General features: G+C 61.7%; 13 protein-coding genes, 2 other RNA genes and 1 pseudogene. 8 read left to right on the forward strand and 8 right to left on the reverse strand.

Annotation, left to right across the window (positions count from 1 at the left end; translation table 11 throughout):
• Window positions 1–43: 43 nt before the first annotated feature.
• Window positions 44–1,188, forward strand: a protein-coding gene (locus tag ACCQ05_RS11680) for an IS3 family transposase (RefSeq protein ID WP_372360270.1) whose coding sequence is annotated in 2 segments (ribosomal slippage) — window positions 44–281 and window positions 281–1,188 — 1,146 coding nt in all. Because the reading frame shifts where the segments join, the coding sequence is not laid out codon by codon here.
• A 4-nt stretch (window positions 1,189–1,192) separates the two neighbouring features.
• Here the strand turns inward: ACCQ05_RS11680 and ACCQ05_RS11685 are convergent.
• From ACCQ05_RS11685 to ACCQ05_RS11695, 3 genes are all read right to left on the reverse strand, one after another.
• Window positions 1,193–1,861, reverse strand: coding sequence for a hypothetical protein (locus ACCQ05_RS11685; RefSeq protein WP_372390363.1), 669 nt, complete (start codon window positions 1,859–1,861; stop codon window positions 1,193–1,195).
• An 86-nt stretch (window positions 1,862–1,947) separates the two neighbouring features.
• Complete coding sequence (locus ACCQ05_RS11690; RefSeq protein WP_372390364.1) at window positions 1,948–2,364, reverse strand: SymE family type I addiction module toxin; 417 nt, start codon at window positions 2,362–2,364, stop codon at window positions 1,948–1,950.
• Entirely contained in the window at window positions 2,361–2,630 is a 270-nt protein-coding gene (locus ACCQ05_RS11695; RefSeq protein WP_372390366.1) for a hypothetical protein, read from the reverse strand. The genes ACCQ05_RS11690 and ACCQ05_RS11695 overlap by 4 nt, the downstream gene beginning before the upstream one ends.
• A 555-nt stretch (window positions 2,631–3,185) precedes the next feature.
• On the opposite strand from ACCQ05_RS11695, the gene ACCQ05_RS11700 reads away from it, so the two are divergent.
• From ACCQ05_RS11700 to ACCQ05_RS11725, 6 genes are all read left to right on the forward strand, one after another.
• Window positions 3,186–3,506 (forward strand): DUF2026 family protein, encoded by a 321-nt coding sequence (locus tag ACCQ05_RS11700; protein ID WP_372390368.1) that lies wholly within the window; start codon window positions 3,186–3,188, stop codon window positions 3,504–3,506.
• Between the two features lie 39 nt (window positions 3,507–3,545).
• Window positions 3,546–3,860 carry a DUF1153 domain-containing protein gene (locus tag ACCQ05_RS11705; protein WP_372390370.1) on the forward strand — a complete coding sequence of 105 codons (315 nt, stop codon included), beginning with the start codon at window positions 3,546–3,548 and terminating at the stop codon, window positions 3,858–3,860.
• The gene (locus ACCQ05_RS11710; RefSeq protein ID WP_228964733.1) at window positions 3,860–4,684 is read left to right on the forward strand and encodes an IS3 family transposase; all 825 of its coding nucleotides are present in this window, start codon (window positions 3,860–3,862) and stop codon (window positions 4,682–4,684) included. The genes ACCQ05_RS11705 and ACCQ05_RS11710 overlap by 1 nt, the downstream gene beginning before the upstream one ends.
• Before the next feature lie 15 nt (window positions 4,685–4,699).
• Entirely contained in the window at window positions 4,700–5,146 is a 447-nt protein-coding gene (locus ACCQ05_RS11715) for a DUF2026 family protein (protein ID WP_372390372.1), read from the forward strand.
• A gap of 491 nt (window positions 5,147–5,637) precedes the next feature.
• Window positions 5,638–5,713: non-coding RNA, sX9 sRNA (locus tag ACCQ05_RS11720), on the forward strand.
• A gap of 46 nt (window positions 5,714–5,759) precedes the next feature.
• Entirely contained in the window at window positions 5,760–6,074 is a 315-nt protein-coding gene (locus ACCQ05_RS11725) for a PIN domain-containing protein (RefSeq protein WP_372390374.1), read from the forward strand.
• Window positions 6,075–6,177: 103 nt separating this feature from the next.
• On the opposite strand, the gene ACCQ05_RS11730 is transcribed toward ACCQ05_RS11725, so the two are convergent.
• The 4 genes and pseudogenes from ACCQ05_RS11730 to ACCQ05_RS11745 all read right to left on the reverse strand — a co-directional run bounded on the left by ACCQ05_RS11730 (window position 6,178) and on the right by ACCQ05_RS11745 (window position 10,027).
• Entirely contained in the window at window positions 6,178–7,158 is a 981-nt protein-coding gene (locus tag ACCQ05_RS11730) for an IS5 family transposase (protein ID WP_372390376.1), read from the reverse strand.
• Complete coding sequence (locus ACCQ05_RS11735) at window positions 7,139–7,573, reverse strand: RNA-directed DNA polymerase (protein WP_372390378.1); 435 nt, start codon at window positions 7,571–7,573, stop codon at window positions 7,139–7,141. Before ACCQ05_RS11735 ends, ACCQ05_RS11730 begins: the two co-directional genes overlap by 20 nt.
• 777 nt (window positions 7,574–8,350) lie before the next feature.
• Window positions 8,351–8,842, reverse strand: a pseudogene (locus ACCQ05_RS11740) (TonB-dependent receptor domain-containing protein); the annotation flags it as partial.
• Window positions 8,843–9,115: 273 nt separating this feature from the next.
• Window positions 9,116–10,027: a CPBP family intramembrane glutamic endopeptidase gene (locus ACCQ05_RS11745; RefSeq protein ID WP_372390380.1), complete on the reverse strand. Its 912-nt coding sequence runs from the start codon at window positions 10,025–10,027 to the stop codon at window positions 9,116–9,118.
• A gap of 231 nt (window positions 10,028–10,258) precedes the next feature.
• On the opposite strand from ACCQ05_RS11745, the gene ACCQ05_RS11750 reads away from it, so the two are divergent.
• Window positions 10,259–10,334: non-coding RNA, sX9 sRNA (locus tag ACCQ05_RS11750), on the forward strand.
• A gap of 267 nt (window positions 10,335–10,601) precedes the next feature.
• Here ACCQ05_RS11750 and ACCQ05_RS11755 read toward each other — a convergent pair.
• Window positions 10,602–13,700 carry a TonB-dependent receptor gene (locus ACCQ05_RS11755; RefSeq protein WP_372390382.1) on the reverse strand — a complete coding sequence of 1,033 codons (3,099 nt, stop codon included), beginning with the start codon at window positions 13,698–13,700 and terminating at the stop codon, window positions 10,602–10,604.
• Window positions 13,701–14,073: the final 373 nt, after the last annotated feature.

Consider the following 14,073-nt stretch of genomic DNA (forward strand, 5'->3'; position numbering starts at 1 on the left):
AGACATCTCATGGCCATGGAAAATGGTCGATTCGGAGGTGTCTATGAGCAGCAAGCGGTATACGGATGAGTTCAAGATCGAGGCGGTCCGGCAAGTGACCGATCGTGGGTTCAAGGTGGCAGAAGTCGCCGAGCGGCTGGGTGTCACCACGCACAGCCTGTACGCCTGGCTGCGCAAGTTCGGCAAGCCCGGCGTGGTACAGCGCGCCGAGGTAGACCAGAGCGCCGAGGTTCGGCGCCTGAAGGCCGAGTTGCGCCGCGTCACCGAGGAGCGCGACATCCTAAAAAAGGCCGCCGCGTACTTTGCCAAGGGGTAAAGGCAAAGTACGCCTTCATGCAAGCCTACTGCAGGGAATTCAGGGTCTGTGCGATGTGCCGGGTATTGCGGGTCAACCGGTCGGGCTATTACGCCTGGTTGTGCTCGCCCGACAGTGAGCGCGCCAAGGAAGACGAACGCCTGCTGGGGCTGATCAAGCACCACTGGCTGGCTAGCGGCAGTGTGTATGGGCATCGCAAGATCGCCAAGGATCTACGCGATCTGGGTGAGCGTTGCAGTCGCCATCGTGTGCATCGATTGATGCGCGCCGAGGGACTGCGTGCCCAGGTGGGCTATGGTCGCAAACCGCGCTTCCATGGCGGAACGCCGTGCAAGGCGGCACCCAACCTGCTGGATCGGCAGTTCGACGTGACCGAGCCGGACACGGCCTGGGCGAGCGATTTCACCTTCATTCGCACGCACGAAGGCTGGATGTACCTGGCTGTGGTGATCGATCTGTTTTCCAGGCAAGTCGTCGGCTGGGCGATGCGCGATCGGGCCGACACCGAGTTGGTCGTGCAGGCCTTGTTGTCTGCGGTGTGGCGGCGCAAACCCAACGCTGGTTGCTTGGTTCACTCGGACCAAGGGTCGGTCTACACCAGCGATGACTGGCAGAGTTTCCTGGCGTCCCATGGCTTGGTGTGCAGCATGAGTCGGCGTGGCAACTGCCACGACAACGCACCCGTGGAGAGCTTCTTCGGCCTGCTCAAGCGCGAGCGGATCAGGCGACGGATCTATCCCACCAAGGACGCCGCACGCGCCGAGGTATTCGACTACATCGAGATGTTCTACAACCCCAACCGCCGCCACGGTTCAACTGGTGACCTGTCCCCTGTAGAGTTTGAACGGCGCTACGCGCAACGAGGGTCTTGAGTGTCTACGGAACTCTGGGCGTATCAGCCGGCATCTCCACCGGCAGCAATACCTCCATTCGGATGTAGACCCATTCGACGCATTTGTGCGCTACCAACGCTTGCGGTTCCGCAGCCTCACCTCGCGGAAAGACCTCTACTCGCATTCCTGGGCGCGTAAAGAAATCACTCATCCAGCGCCCGTCTTCGACGATATTGCGCTCGCGCGCGAATCCCATTAATTCAAGCTGCTGGGTAAAGCGGTCGAAGTCCAGGCCGCAGATCTCGGTCATCGGGGGCGATGCGCCAGCCACATTGCGATCAAAACGAAATTCGAACCAGCGTCCATCGAGCTTGGTTTCATCGACACCAAAGCCGTAACTCCACTCTTTGGTGAGCGGGCCAAAAGCGCGGTATCGGCGTTCATCGTCTCTCACGAACTGAACCACCTGCCCCATCGCCGAATTCAGACGCTCGGGAGTGAAGTCGGAGATGGTCTGGCTGCCCTCGATCAAGGCAAGCAGCTGTCCAAGCAAATTCTCCGCAGTGGGCTTACCAGGCGGCACAGCCGCAGGGTTGGATGAACGCGTGGCAGATGTCTCCGTGACGGTTGCCGGGGCTGGGGTGGCCGCCGTGTGGGCGCATGCGCCCAGAGCGAGGGTGGCGAGCAAGGCGTAGAGGGGGCGCGCGATCATGAAGCGTCCGTGGTGCGCTGGTGTGGCTGCGACGCTAGTGGCATCCGGCACCGAGGTCAATCGCAAGGGGTCTGGCAGCCGCAGCATCATCGCCGCACGCTGCGCGCCTTGGCCGGCACCTCCACCGGCGGCAACACCTCCATCAACAACTGCCCTGCGCTGGCGGTGATGCGCAGCTTGGTGCCAATGGCAAAGCCCAGTTGTTCCAGCCATAGGCCGCTGAGGCGGACGTGGGGCACGTGCTGGTCGCCGCCGTGGTCGTGGGCACCGGGGTAATGCGTGTAGCTGACGGTGCATTGGCGCGGGCGGCGGGCGCGGCGGGGTGCGCGTAGCGTGCCGGGGCCTTGCGGGGAGGCGTCCGGGTCGGGCGGTAGCATCGGTGGCAGCTTGGTGCGGTCGGGTTCCACAACGACCCACTGCACCCGCTTGGACGGCGTGGCGCGCGCACGCGTGCGGGTGGGTCGTGCGCTGGCAGATGCCTTGGGTGGGCGGCGGCGTGTCATGGCACCTCCTGGTGGTGGCGGGTGATGGTTGCAGTGACGTACTGCTGCAATGGCACAGCCCTGCGTGCAGACAGGTGGCGCGAGGTGTGTGGCAATACACCGAGCTGGCGACTCAGCGGATGCGCGGTATGGTCTCTCGCCTGCTCAATAGCTGTGCGTGCGTCGAGCCTGCGCAGCACATCGCCCATATCCCACCCCAGGCGGTGAGCGGAAGCTGGCAACAGATCAACCGGCACAAATGCCGGCATGGATGGTGCGATAGACATGGCAACGCCCTCCTGGAACAACCCAAGAACCGCCGCCAACGGCGACGGGATGTCGGGAGGTTCGAAACCGCTAGTAGCCGGCGGGCATATTTCCCCGAAGGGTGTTGTATTAGCCGCCCTCCCGACGTAGGCATCGCGTCGGTTGCGCCTGCGAAGTGCAGGCACAAAAAACCCACCGGTTTGACGGAGGTGGGTACCGCTACTAGAGGAGTTTCGACGCTCCTTGGGCCTAGATTGCAAGTACGCGGTCTGGCGTGTCAATACACGCAGGCGGGTCTCGGGCGGCTGTGTGCGCCGCTGCCGCAGTGCCATACGGGCTACGCAAACCGAGCGCCGTCGCCTGATAAGTGCACCTGACCCCACCACGGTCGTTGCTGCAAGCTGCGCCGCCTTGGCAGCCATAAAATCACTGAAAAAGTATTGCCCGCCAGCGCTAGCCTGGTGCGCAGCGCCCACGCCGACGATATGCCACTGAGGCCGGAGCAGGGACGCCTGCACAAAAGCTCGGCCGTCAAGTTTTAAACTTCGATCTCTAACAAATCTGGTCACAATCCTATGCGCATCATCAATTCTGAGCTGTCCCCACCACTATCAGTTGCTGACTTCGCGCGACTTCATGGCGTAATTCGAACAGTGCTTGCCGGCACCGGCGCTCTTACGTCCGACATCACTAAATCCTGCATTTTTTTTGCCTTAGCGGGCGCATATCTTCTAGAAAAACGCCACGGTCTACGCGCTCGCCCTGTTGCTGGAGCTGCTTTTCTAGCCCTTGCCTTAAGAAACGATGCTCTCGACATCCTGACCTTCGCCAAGCTTGATGCCGAGGATGGTCGCTGGTATAGCGACCGGGATGCGTTTCATGTAATGACCCACTGATTTCCTGCTCAGGTGTTACTTTCCCCGAAGGAGACACCGATGAGCGAAGTGATGGAAGAAGAGATCAAGCGCTGGACCGCCCGGCGCAAGTCAGCGCTGGTGCTTGAGATCATCCAGAGCAAGACGACGGTAGCAGCGGCCAGCCGGCAGTTCGACCTGACCCCGGCTGAGATCGAGAACTGGGTTGAGGAGGGCAAGCGAGGCATGAAGAACGCCCTACGGGCGAAGCCCGAGGACGTGCGCGAGCAGTACGAGCGGCAGCTGAAGGACTTGCAGGAGGCCTACGGCGAGGCGATGTTGGAGATCCGCGCCCGAAAAAAGCTGGCCTCCCTGCTGGGAAAGGACGAGAGCTGATGCTCTCGGTCCAGCAGGGCCTGAAGGACGAAGGTGTTTCGGTTCCGATGACCAAGTTGTGCCAATGGTTCGGTGTGGCACGTCGCACGACGTACTACAAGCCGACCAGATCGCCAGCCAAAGTGAAGCCGGAGCTGGCCGAACCGATCAAGAAGATGATCGAGACGGAGCCGAGTTTCGGCTATCGCACGGTCGCTGCGCTGCTTGGTATGAACAAAAACACGGTGCAGCGGATCTTCCAGCTGAAGGGCTGGCAGGTGCGCAAGCGTGCCCTTGGCCAGCGCCCGCGCATTGAAGCCAAGGTCTCCCGCGCCGAGAAGCCGGATCAACGCTGGGCCACTGATCTGTGTCGCGTTTGGGGCGGCAAGGACGGCTGGCTGAGTCTGGCGCTGGTGATCGACTGCAGCACGCGGCAACTGCTCGGCTGGCACCTGTCACGGACCGGTAAAGCCAGCACGGCATCTGCCGCACTGGAGCAGGCGCTCATCACACGCTACGGCACGCTGGGCCGAGTGCAGGAGCCATTTCTGCTTCGCTCAGACAATGGTCTGGTGTTCACCAGCCGCGACTACACCCGACTGGTTCGCAGCTATGGGCTGATGCAGGAGTTCATCACCCCGCATTGCCCACAGCAGAACGGGATGGTGGAGCGTGTGATCCGGACCTTGAAGGAACAGTGCGTGCACCGACATCGCTTTGAGAGCCACACACACGCGCTGCGAGTGATTGCTGACTGGATCGCCTTCTACAACCAACAGCGCCCTCACCAGGCGCTGAAGATGATGACCCCGGATGCGGCCTATGCCGCTACATTAACTGCATGACCTGAGCAGAAACCGATGGGTCATTACATTCATGCATGGATCGAAGTTACTGACAAGGCCGATCAGGTCTGGCTTGTGGACTTGACCTCACCCTTGTACCCCGATGGGATTCGAATGCACACGCCGAGCGCCAAAGTGCCCTACAAGGCTTTCGTCCAACCTATCGCTGCAATGCTTGGTCATCCAGATGAGCTTCAGCACGGAGGTGGGCCCGGCGACTTCTTCGTCCAGCCAAGCCTGGCACATACAGCGGAAATAATGAAAAGTGCTGCATCATCCGTGCAGGCTCGCGACTTGATCGACATTATCAATCAGTGGTACGTGCCAGCCCCGGCTGCCATGCGGCCAAAGCTGCTGATTGGCTCGAGCAATGGTGTTTCTAGGGAACTGACTTTCATACAGCCGAGTCTCTCGGGGTATTGGTCTGCGCCTAATAAGCCCACCGAAGACCCCGACCTGTAGATGCAGAAGAGGCTATAGCTGACCGTGAATCCGCGCAAGCGGTACCTCGTTGGCGCTACTTGTTGCGTGGCGCCGGCGGCGCACAGCTGCGGCTTGGCTCAACGCGGCCAGCGTGAAAAGCGAGTCAGGAGAGGTGAATCGGGCGGAACAAGTCAACCTATCAACAGGCAGCTTGGCCTACACCTCCCGGCCGGAGACCCTGCGCTCACTTAGCTGAATAGAGCACGCGAAGAAGACGCCTCAATCCGAACTGATTGATCTCTGTTCTGTCCGTCAGTAGCCGAGACGAGTCAGACGGTTCTTCGACAATGTCAGCTATGATGGCCGAGGTGCGGCCACCCCAGTTCGCACTTGGACCTAAAACCCTGAAATTTAGCCACTCCAACAACCATCTACATACTATTGAGTGCGCGGACTGCTAGCGCAGCTTAGAGCAGCTAGCAAAACTACTGCGCGGCCGCCAGGCGGGCGCGGTCGGTGCTCGGTGCGGCATGTACCACTCGTACACTGCGGTTCCTCCGCGCCGTCCGCACCCACCTGACGACCGCTCGCTACGTTTTGTTAGCCGCTCTTATCCTAAGGAACTGAAATGACAGGCCGGAAGAGATAGTACATGGCAGCCAAGCATACTCAACGCGTATTTATAGATGCCAATGTCTGGATATCCTGGGGTCTTGAATTTCGCAAGGCAGAAGCGTCCACTTTGGATGATTTGATTGAGCACGACTTAGTCAAAGTTATCGTTACCGATCTTACCATCATGGAAATCGCCAAGCGATTCAGAAACAATGACTTCGATAAATTGGACCCGCTTACCAAGTCCGAATTGAGGTCAGCAGCCGATCGGCATCTTGGCTTGAAAATACCCGAAATAAATAGGGAAGCCTTGAGAGAATCGCTGTTTGAGCACCACTTAGGGAAGGTCTGAACAACGATACCTGACAGGGCGGAATGTGGCATCGCTCCGGAGAGTCGCGTTTGGAGCCTCGGGTTCTCGCCATTTATGGCGTTTTCCTTGGGAATCGCCCGGGTTACAGGCACGCGCTCCCCATCACAGGTAGTAACTGCTTGCGCGTCATCCACAGGTTTGACAGCGCAAACAAGGTCAGCACCTGTGCCGTGTTCTTGGCCAGACCGCGATAGCGGACCTTGGTGTAGCCAAACTGGCGCTTGATCACCCGGAATGGATGCTCCACCTTCGCGCGCACGCTGGCCTTGAAGTGTTCCCAACGCTGTTCCCGAGCACGCTCGCGTTTGTTGCCGATGCCTTGCATCGTCGAGGGCTTGGCGGCGATGAAGAATGCTGCTTCGCAGTCCCGCAGTTCTTGGCGTTTGTCCGCGCCGGTATAGCCGCTGTCGCCGAACACGCTGTCTTCTTTGCCATGCAGTAATGCGTGCGTCACAGTGACATCGGCGACATTAGCCGCTGTGCAATGGACATGGTGTACCAGCCCGGAAAACTCATCCACGCCGATGTGCGCCTTCATCCCGAAATACCACTGATTCCCTTTCTTGGTCTGATGCATCTCAGGGTCGCGCGCATGCTCAGCGTTCTTGGTCGAACTGGGCGCAGCGATCAGCGTCGCATCGACGATCGTGCCCGACCGCAGGCTCTGACCCTTGCGCGCCAGATGCGCATTGACCGCTTCCAGCATCCGTGCGGCAAGGCTATGGGTCTCCAGTAGGCGCCGAAAGTTGAGAATCGTGGTCTCGTCGGGAATATCATCCAACCCACCGAGCTGGGCAAAACGCCGCAAGGTCGGGATCTCGTGCAGCGCTTCTTCCATCGCCGGATCGCTCAACGCATACCACTGCTGCAACAGATGAATCCGCAACATTGTCGCCAATGCGTACGGCTGCCGACCGGGCCGCCCCGACACCGGGTAGTGCGACACGATCAGTCCGAGCAGTTGCTGCCACGGAACAACCTGCTCCATCTCGGCCAGGAAGATCTCGCGCCGGGTCTGCTTGCGCTTGCCCAGGCCCTCAGCGTCACCGAACGTCAGCTGCATGGATGAATCCTCTACATGAGGCGGTAGTGTCGCGCATCTGTGGTGAGTTGATCAGACCTTTCTTAGTTCGATTCAGTGACAGACCGTAGTTGGCCAATCTTTTAGACAAGTAGGCCAGATGCTCATGAGCCGTCTGGAAGTCAGGAGCGATTAACACATAGTCATCAACGTATCTTAGCCAATTGATGCCTTTTCTATCTAGAGACTGATCTATAGGAATCATGAAAGCCTCTGCCACGATTCGCGAGAATTGACTTCCAACAGGTAGCGCAAACGATCTACCAGCGGAGAAGCGCGAGAGCAGACCGTTCGCCTGGGCTGCGCACTGGTCACCTACTAGGCTCCTAAGTGTGTCCTCGATATGGTGATGTGACACACGCTCATAGAAGCTTGAGATATCTGTCTGAACAACCACCGCGTCGTCGCCCGCTTATACAGCAGAAGAGATACAGCCCTCTCTAAATTTTCGCCAACTGTAGGACCGATCGAATATTTCGACCGCGTCATTTGTCGCGAGAAACCTGTACGAGCACGCCCTATGTGACCTCTCTCCTTCAGACGCACGTGCGACTGTTACCCCGATTCCATTGAGGTAGACATTCCAGAACGGATGTATCTTCGTTACGACTCTGAAGCCAGCGGTACCGGTCGCTACAAGCAGACGCTCAGAGAATGGTTCGAGGCCCCAGAGTGTTGCCTTTGCTGCACTAGGACTCGTGGCTGCAAGTTCCTGGTAGAGATTGTTAGCTATGTACGCCAGAGATGCCGCTTTTGCTTTAACGAACCTCGCGTCTCCATCGAATGGAAGAGTGTCGTTATCACCGTGCGCACCAACCTCGCGCGCCGCCCTCATGAAATCCTCTTGATCCATCCCCACCTAACTCCAAACTGCGCGATTCCACATAAAGAGACTGCCGACTTTGAGTGACACGAAGCTCTGCAAAGCCCGCGACACCCTACTGACAGGTGAAGTCCAATGATGCACTTTAGCGTAGACAGTGGAAACTCCGCGCCGAAGCAAATTATCCTGAACCAGCCGACCCGCCCCAAACAAAAAGCCCCGACCAACGCCGGGGCTTTCTGCTGTAACTAGAAATAACGATTCCAGGTTCACTTCCACTATAGCCCAGCCGCCGCCGAACCATCGCGCCCATCTCCCCACGCGGCAGGCGTGGGCGCGACACGCTGGGACCTAGAACTTATAGGTCAGCCCCAGGTACGCCAACCGGCCTGCGTATCCGCCGTTGTAGAAGCGGGCGCGGGTGTCCTCGCCCAGGTGCGCGCGGGACTCCTGCTTGGTCAGGTTCAACACCGAGGCAGTGAGGCTGAGCGCCGGGGTGATGTTGTAGGCCGCGTTCACATCGATCTGGTAGTACGGCTCTTCAAAGACGTTCAACCCGTTGACCAGGCCTTGCACGAGCTCGCCGCGACGGTTGTAGGAGGCGCGCAGCAGCAGGCTGTCGGTCTCGTAGAACACGGTGAGGTTGGTCTGGTTCCTGGCGCTGCCCGGCATGGAGGTCTTGCCGGCCTCGGTACCCTCCTCCAGCCGCACCGCGGCCTTGCTGGCATCGTTGTAGGTGTAGTTGAACTGCACACCGAGGCCGAACGGCAGCGTGTGCTGCGCGTACAACTCCCCACCCTGCGAGACCGCATCCTGGCCGCCAGCCTGGATGCTGTAGTTCTGAAACCTCAGGGTCAGGTCGACTTCCTTAAGTGAATCAGAGCCCGTTCTTTTGAGTGACCGCTTAGGGTCGGGAGCTGCCCTAGCCCCGATAAACATCCCTAATTCTAATGTTGGATAGCAGTTCCCTACCCTACCGAGAAGCCCCGTAATGGAGCGTCGATCGGCCCACCGAGCGCTAGCAGACGCTCCATTGCGTGGTCGTCGCCGGTACGGCGCGAACCAGCATCCGATCGGCAAGGGCCCGGACGGGGCGATGCCGCCCGGGCAGTGGCGTCACCTGCTGGTTGGCAAGAAGTTCTGAGCTCCGCGCGTCTTTCGCCACTGGATCCACGCGATCGCGGCGACGAGGAAGGCGCTGCACAGGTAACTGCCTTCCGGCCCTTGCGCGCCGCCGGTCAGGGTGTCGAGGCCTTGCGGGCGCAGCGCCACCAGCAGCGCCGGCAAGTGCGCATCCATGCCGGTGACGGGCAGTTCGAAGCCGGTCGCGAGCAGCCAGTTCCACCCCGCGTGCCAGCCCATTACGCCCCAGATATTGCCGGTCTGCAGCGCCCAGGCGCAGGCGAGCAGCGAGAACAGGAACGTGCCGAGCATGACCAGGGGCGGCTGGTGCGGACTGAAATGCAGGACGCAGAAAACGAGCGACACCAGCAGCACGGCCACCGCGACATTGGTCTTGCGCGCCACCACCGACAGCATCCAGCCGCGGAAGATGACTTCCTCCACGCTCGCCTGGAACATGAAACTCAATAGCAGCAGACCGATGTGCAGCAGACTGACGGGCGACCGCCAGGCCTGCCCCAAGCCCGCCGCCTGCATGCCGCCAGCCATCCAGATCGCGACTACGACCAGCGCGATCGTGCCGAATCCAACGGCCAGTCCGCGCAGGAAGGTTTTCAGCGGCGCCGGACCGGTCAGCCCGATACTCGCCAGGGAGCGCCCTTCGACGAAGCGCACCCAGGCGAGCACGGCCGCCAGCGTCGGCGCGAAGCCGATCCACAGCAGCGCATACAAGCCAGCGAGGCCGATCGGATCGCCGCGCGGCGTCGACCAATGCTGCGACTGCATCCACCCGTCCAGCGCCATCACCGGTACCGCGTTGAACAGGATCATCAGGATCGGCGTCAGCCAGGCCCAGGGCAGCCAGCCGCGGGCCGGATCGGGCGAATACAGGGCAACGGGGGTCATGCGGGGCTCCAGGTCGACGTGATCGCCGCTGCAAGTTGCCATCCGCGCGGGGGCGTGGGTACCCGTTTGCGACCAAGCCACAGAAGGCGCCGATGAATCACCCGGATCGCCGACGAAATGGCGCTGAGTCGTCGCCCGTGGTATCGAAATAACGGTTCCAGGTCCACTTAGAGCAGCTAGCAAAACGACTGCGCGGCCGCCAGGCGGGCGCGGTCGGTGCTCGGAATCGGCATGTACCACTCGTACACTGCGGTTCCTCCGCGCCGTCCGCACCCACCTGACGACCGCTCGCTACGTTTTGTTAGCCGCTCTTATTTTCAGCAAGGCCCGACTAGATCGCCGCATCGCTCGACGGTTTGGCCGCGGTGCGGCAGCCAGCGTCGGCGTGGCCAGCGGCGGCACTGGGTACAGAGAGAGCGTTCGCACCAGCAACGACCTCATGCGCTGAGATCCTGCGGTGAACGACCACGCACACGCGACGATGTCGTCGCGACAGCGAAAGCTGCAGCCCAGCCGTCGCCGAACCGTCGCGCCCATACCGCCACCTGGCGGACATGGCACGACACGCTGGGACCTAGAACTTGTAGGTCAGCCCCATATACGCCAGCCGGCCTGCGTAGCCGCCGGTATAGAAGCGGGCGCGGGTGTCCTCGCCCAGGTGTGAGCGGGACTCCTGCTTGGTCAGGTTCAGCACCGAGGCGGTGAGGCTGAGCGCCGGGGTGATGTTGTAGGCCGCGTTGACATCGATCTGGTAGTACGGCTCCTCGAAGACGTTCAATCCGTTGACCAGGCCTTGCACCAGCTCGCCGCGACGGTTGTAGGAGGCGCGCAGCAGCAGGCTGTCGGTCTCGTAGAACACGGTGAGGTTGGTCTGGTTCCTGGCGCTGCCCGGCATGGCGGTCTCGCCGGCTTCGGTGCCGTCCTCCAGCCGCACCGCCGCCTTGCTGGCATCGTTGTAGGTGTAGTTGAACTGCACACCGAGGCCGGACGGCAGCGTGTGCTGCGCGTACAGCTCCACACCCTGCGAGACCGCGTCCTGGCCGCCGGCCTGGGTGCTGTAGTTCTGCACGGTGACCGGTTGCCCGTCGACCATCATGTTGACGTCGCTGATCACGTCGACCGCGAAGTTCTCCACGTTCTTGCGGAACAGCCCCACCCCCGCCACCGAACCCGGGCGGAAATACCATTCCAGCCCCAGGTCGAACTGGGTGGCCTTGTACGGCTCCAGGTTCTTGTTGCTGCCAGAGCCGTACCAGCCCTGCTCGCTGGCGCCGCCGGTCAGGCGCCGGTCGGCCACGTATTCGGGGCTGTAAAACTCCAGGCTGCCAGGCGCGGCGATGTCGTTGTAGCTGGGGCGTGCGATCACTTTCGACGCTGCCGCGCGTAGCAGCAGGTTTTCGGTCAGGTCGTAGGCCAGGTTGAAACTCGGCAGCACGTCGGTGTAGTTGCGGTCCAGCCCGCTCACCACGAACGATTCGGTGCGCTGCACGCTGTCGGCCAGACGCCAGTAGCCTTCGGTGCCGCAATAGGTGTCGGCCGGCGCGCCGCCGGGGGTGGCGGCGCCCTGCTGGCAGGCCAGCGGATTGCCGTCGGCGCCGTCGAAGAAATAGTCGTTGTAGGCGGTCACCTTGTCAGTGGACTCGGCACGCTGACCGGTGCGCGCCACCCGCACGCCGACGTTGCCGCGCAGCCGCTCGGTGTGGAAGTTGAGCTGCAGGTAGCTGGAATAGATCTCTTCGTCGACGTTGTAGACGAAGTTGTCTTCGCTGCGGGTCTGCATCGCGCCGTAGGTCTGGTTCAAGTAGCCGATGTAGCCAGGGAAGTTGATCGCCGGGAACGCGCTGGCGTTGACGCCACCGGCCAGATTGTCCTGCGCGAACAGCAGGCCCGGCGAGAACTGGGTGGCGATGGCATTGCAGCGCCCGTTCCAGTAGCGGTTGTCGTAGTCGCCCGGGTCGGTGCCCGGGCACACCCAGTAGTTGTTGCCGGTACTGCGGTGGATGCCGCCGTCGCGCCGTTTGATGCCGAACTGCAGCGAGTCGAAGACCTCGCCGTCGAAATGCCAGGTGGTATCGATCTGCGCGTACTGCTGCTGATTGGTGTTGCGGGTCCAGGACGAGCCGGTCGAGCCCAGGTCGACCTGCAGGATGCCGTTGCGCAGGTTCTGCATCAGCTCCGGCGAGAAGGTCATGGACGGCGTACCGGTCAGGTCCCAGGCGCTGGCGAAGTTGCCATTGGTCCAGCTGCCGTCGGCGTTTTGCAGGCGCGGCTTGATCGGCAGGGAGAACTGCAGCTCCGGCCCGCCCTTGGCCCAGGTGCGGCCGGCCTTGAAGGCCACGTCCACCTGCTCGCCACGCCATTCGCCGCCCAGGTCCACCGTCTGCGACTGCGATTTCTCGATGTTGTAGCTGCCGGTGATCTGCGGAGTCGGCACGGTGCAGTCGTCCGAGCCCCAGCCGCCCGGCGGCAGGCCGGCCGCGGCGGCCTCGGCCTCGCTGCAATAATAGGTCTTGCCCGGACGCAGGCTGTAGGCGGCGCCGGTGACAATGGTGCCGCTGCGATCGAACTGCAGCCGGTCGAGCAGACGGCCGCCGCGCCAGTTGCCGTCGCCGTTGTAACGGGCGATGTTCCACTCGGGAACCTTGATGGTATTGGTCTGCGAGTCTTGCGACAGGTCGAAGCGGAAGTAGTTCGCGGTCAGGGTCAGGTCGTCGGTCGGCTTGAACTGCAAGGTCAGTTGCGCGCCCTTGCGCTCGCGCTCCTCGCGTTTGGCGCCCAGGCTCACCGCCGTCGGCATCATGAAACCGGTGGAGTAATTGCCGTCCTGGGTCCAGAAGCCGGTACCGCCCCACCAGTTGGCGTTGAAGTCCGAGGGATTTCCGTTCACGTCAACCGCCGGACCGACTTCGTCGCGTCCGTACCACTGCCAGCTCTCGGTACTGGCATCGAGGGTACGTGCGGTGCGCTTCTGCTGCGTGTAGCCAACGAAGACACCGAAGCGGTCGTCCTTGTCGTGCCACGAGTACGAACCGGAGAACTGGCCGTCGGTCTTCCTGCTGGTATCGGACCAGGTGCCCTCGGCGGAAACGAAGCCGGAGTTCGGCTCCAGTTCCAGCGGGCGCCGCGTCTGCAGGATCACCGTGCCGCCGATGCCGCCTTCGTCGATGCGCGCTTCCGGGGTCTTGTACAGCTCGGCGCTGCCCAGCAGGTTCGACGGCAGCAGCGTGTAGTTGAACGAGCGCGTCGGGTCGCCGTTGGACTCGGCGGTGGCGATGTAGTTGCCGTTCAATTGGGTCAGCACCAGCTCCGAGGACAGGCCGCGCACGCTGACGTTCTTGCCCTCGCCGCCGTCGCGGCTGATGACCACGCCGGGCACGCGCTGCAGCGCATCGGCCACGTTCTTGTCGGGGAACTTGCCCACGTCCTCGGCGGTGATCACATCGACCACGGCGTTGGCGTTGCGCTTCTGCTCCAGGCTTTTTTCGATCGCGTAGCGGTAGCCGGTCACCGTCACCGCATCCAGGTCCGTGGCCTGCACCGCGGCCTGGCCCGTGGGCGCCGGCGTGCCGCCGGCCTGCTGGGCGGCGGCGGTGGAGGCGGCGCCCGCGAACAAGGCGATGGCGATAGCGGCGGACAGCGTGCTGCGGTGGCGTGCGAATGGCATGCAGTTCATGTCGATCATGCTCTCCCAATGGTGATCGGCTTCGGCGGCATGCGTCGATCCCAACGATCGGACAACAACGCCGCGCGAAGTGGCACAGAAATATCCGGCGCCGTTGCGGCGACCCGGTTCCCCCTCCTCTTGCGTCCGCTTCTGCGCGGACGCAATTAGATCGTTCTAATGCGGTGGGAAACTAAGTACCACAGCCCATGCAGCAACGCATTCTGCCGCGCAGCAGGCCCGCGGCGTCGTGAGGCATCCACGATATGAGAAAGGCTTGCCACGCTTGAACGCTGCACGGTACAGCCTGCCTGCAGCAACGCGATCGCGGACAGCAAACCACCGCGCCCGCAACCAGGCGCAAGCGGTTTAGCAGAGCGACTGC

The sequence above is a fragment of the Xanthomonas sp. NCPPB 3582 genome (assembly GCF_041475735.2).
GTDB lineage: Bacteria > Pseudomonadota > Gammaproteobacteria > Xanthomonadales > Xanthomonadaceae > Xanthomonas > Xanthomonas codiaei.

Coding starts and splice junctions, on each gene's coding strand:
- ACCQ05_RS11710 (WP_228964733.1), top strand. CDS start 3,860: ATGCTCTCGGTCCAGCAGGGCCTGAAGGACGAAGGTGTTTCGGTTCCG.
- ACCQ05_RS11695 (WP_372390366.1), bottom strand. CDS start 2,630: ATGTCTATCGCACCATCCATGCCGGCATTTGTGCCGGTTGATCTGTTG.
- ACCQ05_RS11730 (WP_372390376.1), bottom strand. CDS start 7,158: ATGCAGCTGACGTTCGGTGACGCTGAGGGCCTGGGCAAGCGCAAGCAG.
- ACCQ05_RS11715 (WP_372390372.1), top strand. CDS start 4,700: ATGGGTCATTACATTCATGCATGGATCGAAGTTACTGACAAGGCCGAT.
- ACCQ05_RS11690 (WP_372390364.1), bottom strand. CDS start 2,364: ATGACACGCCGCCGCCCACCCAAGGCATCTGCCAGCGCACGACCCACC.
- ACCQ05_RS11745 (WP_372390380.1), bottom strand. CDS start 10,027: ATGACCCCCGTTGCCCTGTATTCGCCCGATCCGGCCCGCGGCTGGCTG.
- ACCQ05_RS11705 (WP_372390370.1), top strand. CDS start 3,546: ATGAGCGAAGTGATGGAAGAAGAGATCAAGCGCTGGACCGCCCGGCGC.
- ACCQ05_RS11700 (WP_372390368.1), top strand. CDS start 3,186: ATGCGCATCATCAATTCTGAGCTGTCCCCACCACTATCAGTTGCTGAC.
- ACCQ05_RS11755 (WP_372390382.1), bottom strand. CDS start 13,700: ATGAACTGCATGCCATTCGCACGCCACCGCAGCACGCTGTCCGCCGCT.
- ACCQ05_RS11685 (WP_372390363.1), bottom strand. CDS start 1,861: ATGATCGCGCGCCCCCTCTACGCCTTGCTCGCCACCCTCGCTCTGGGC.
- ACCQ05_RS11725 (WP_372390374.1), top strand. CDS start 5,760: ATGGCAGCCAAGCATACTCAACGCGTATTTATAGATGCCAATGTCTGG.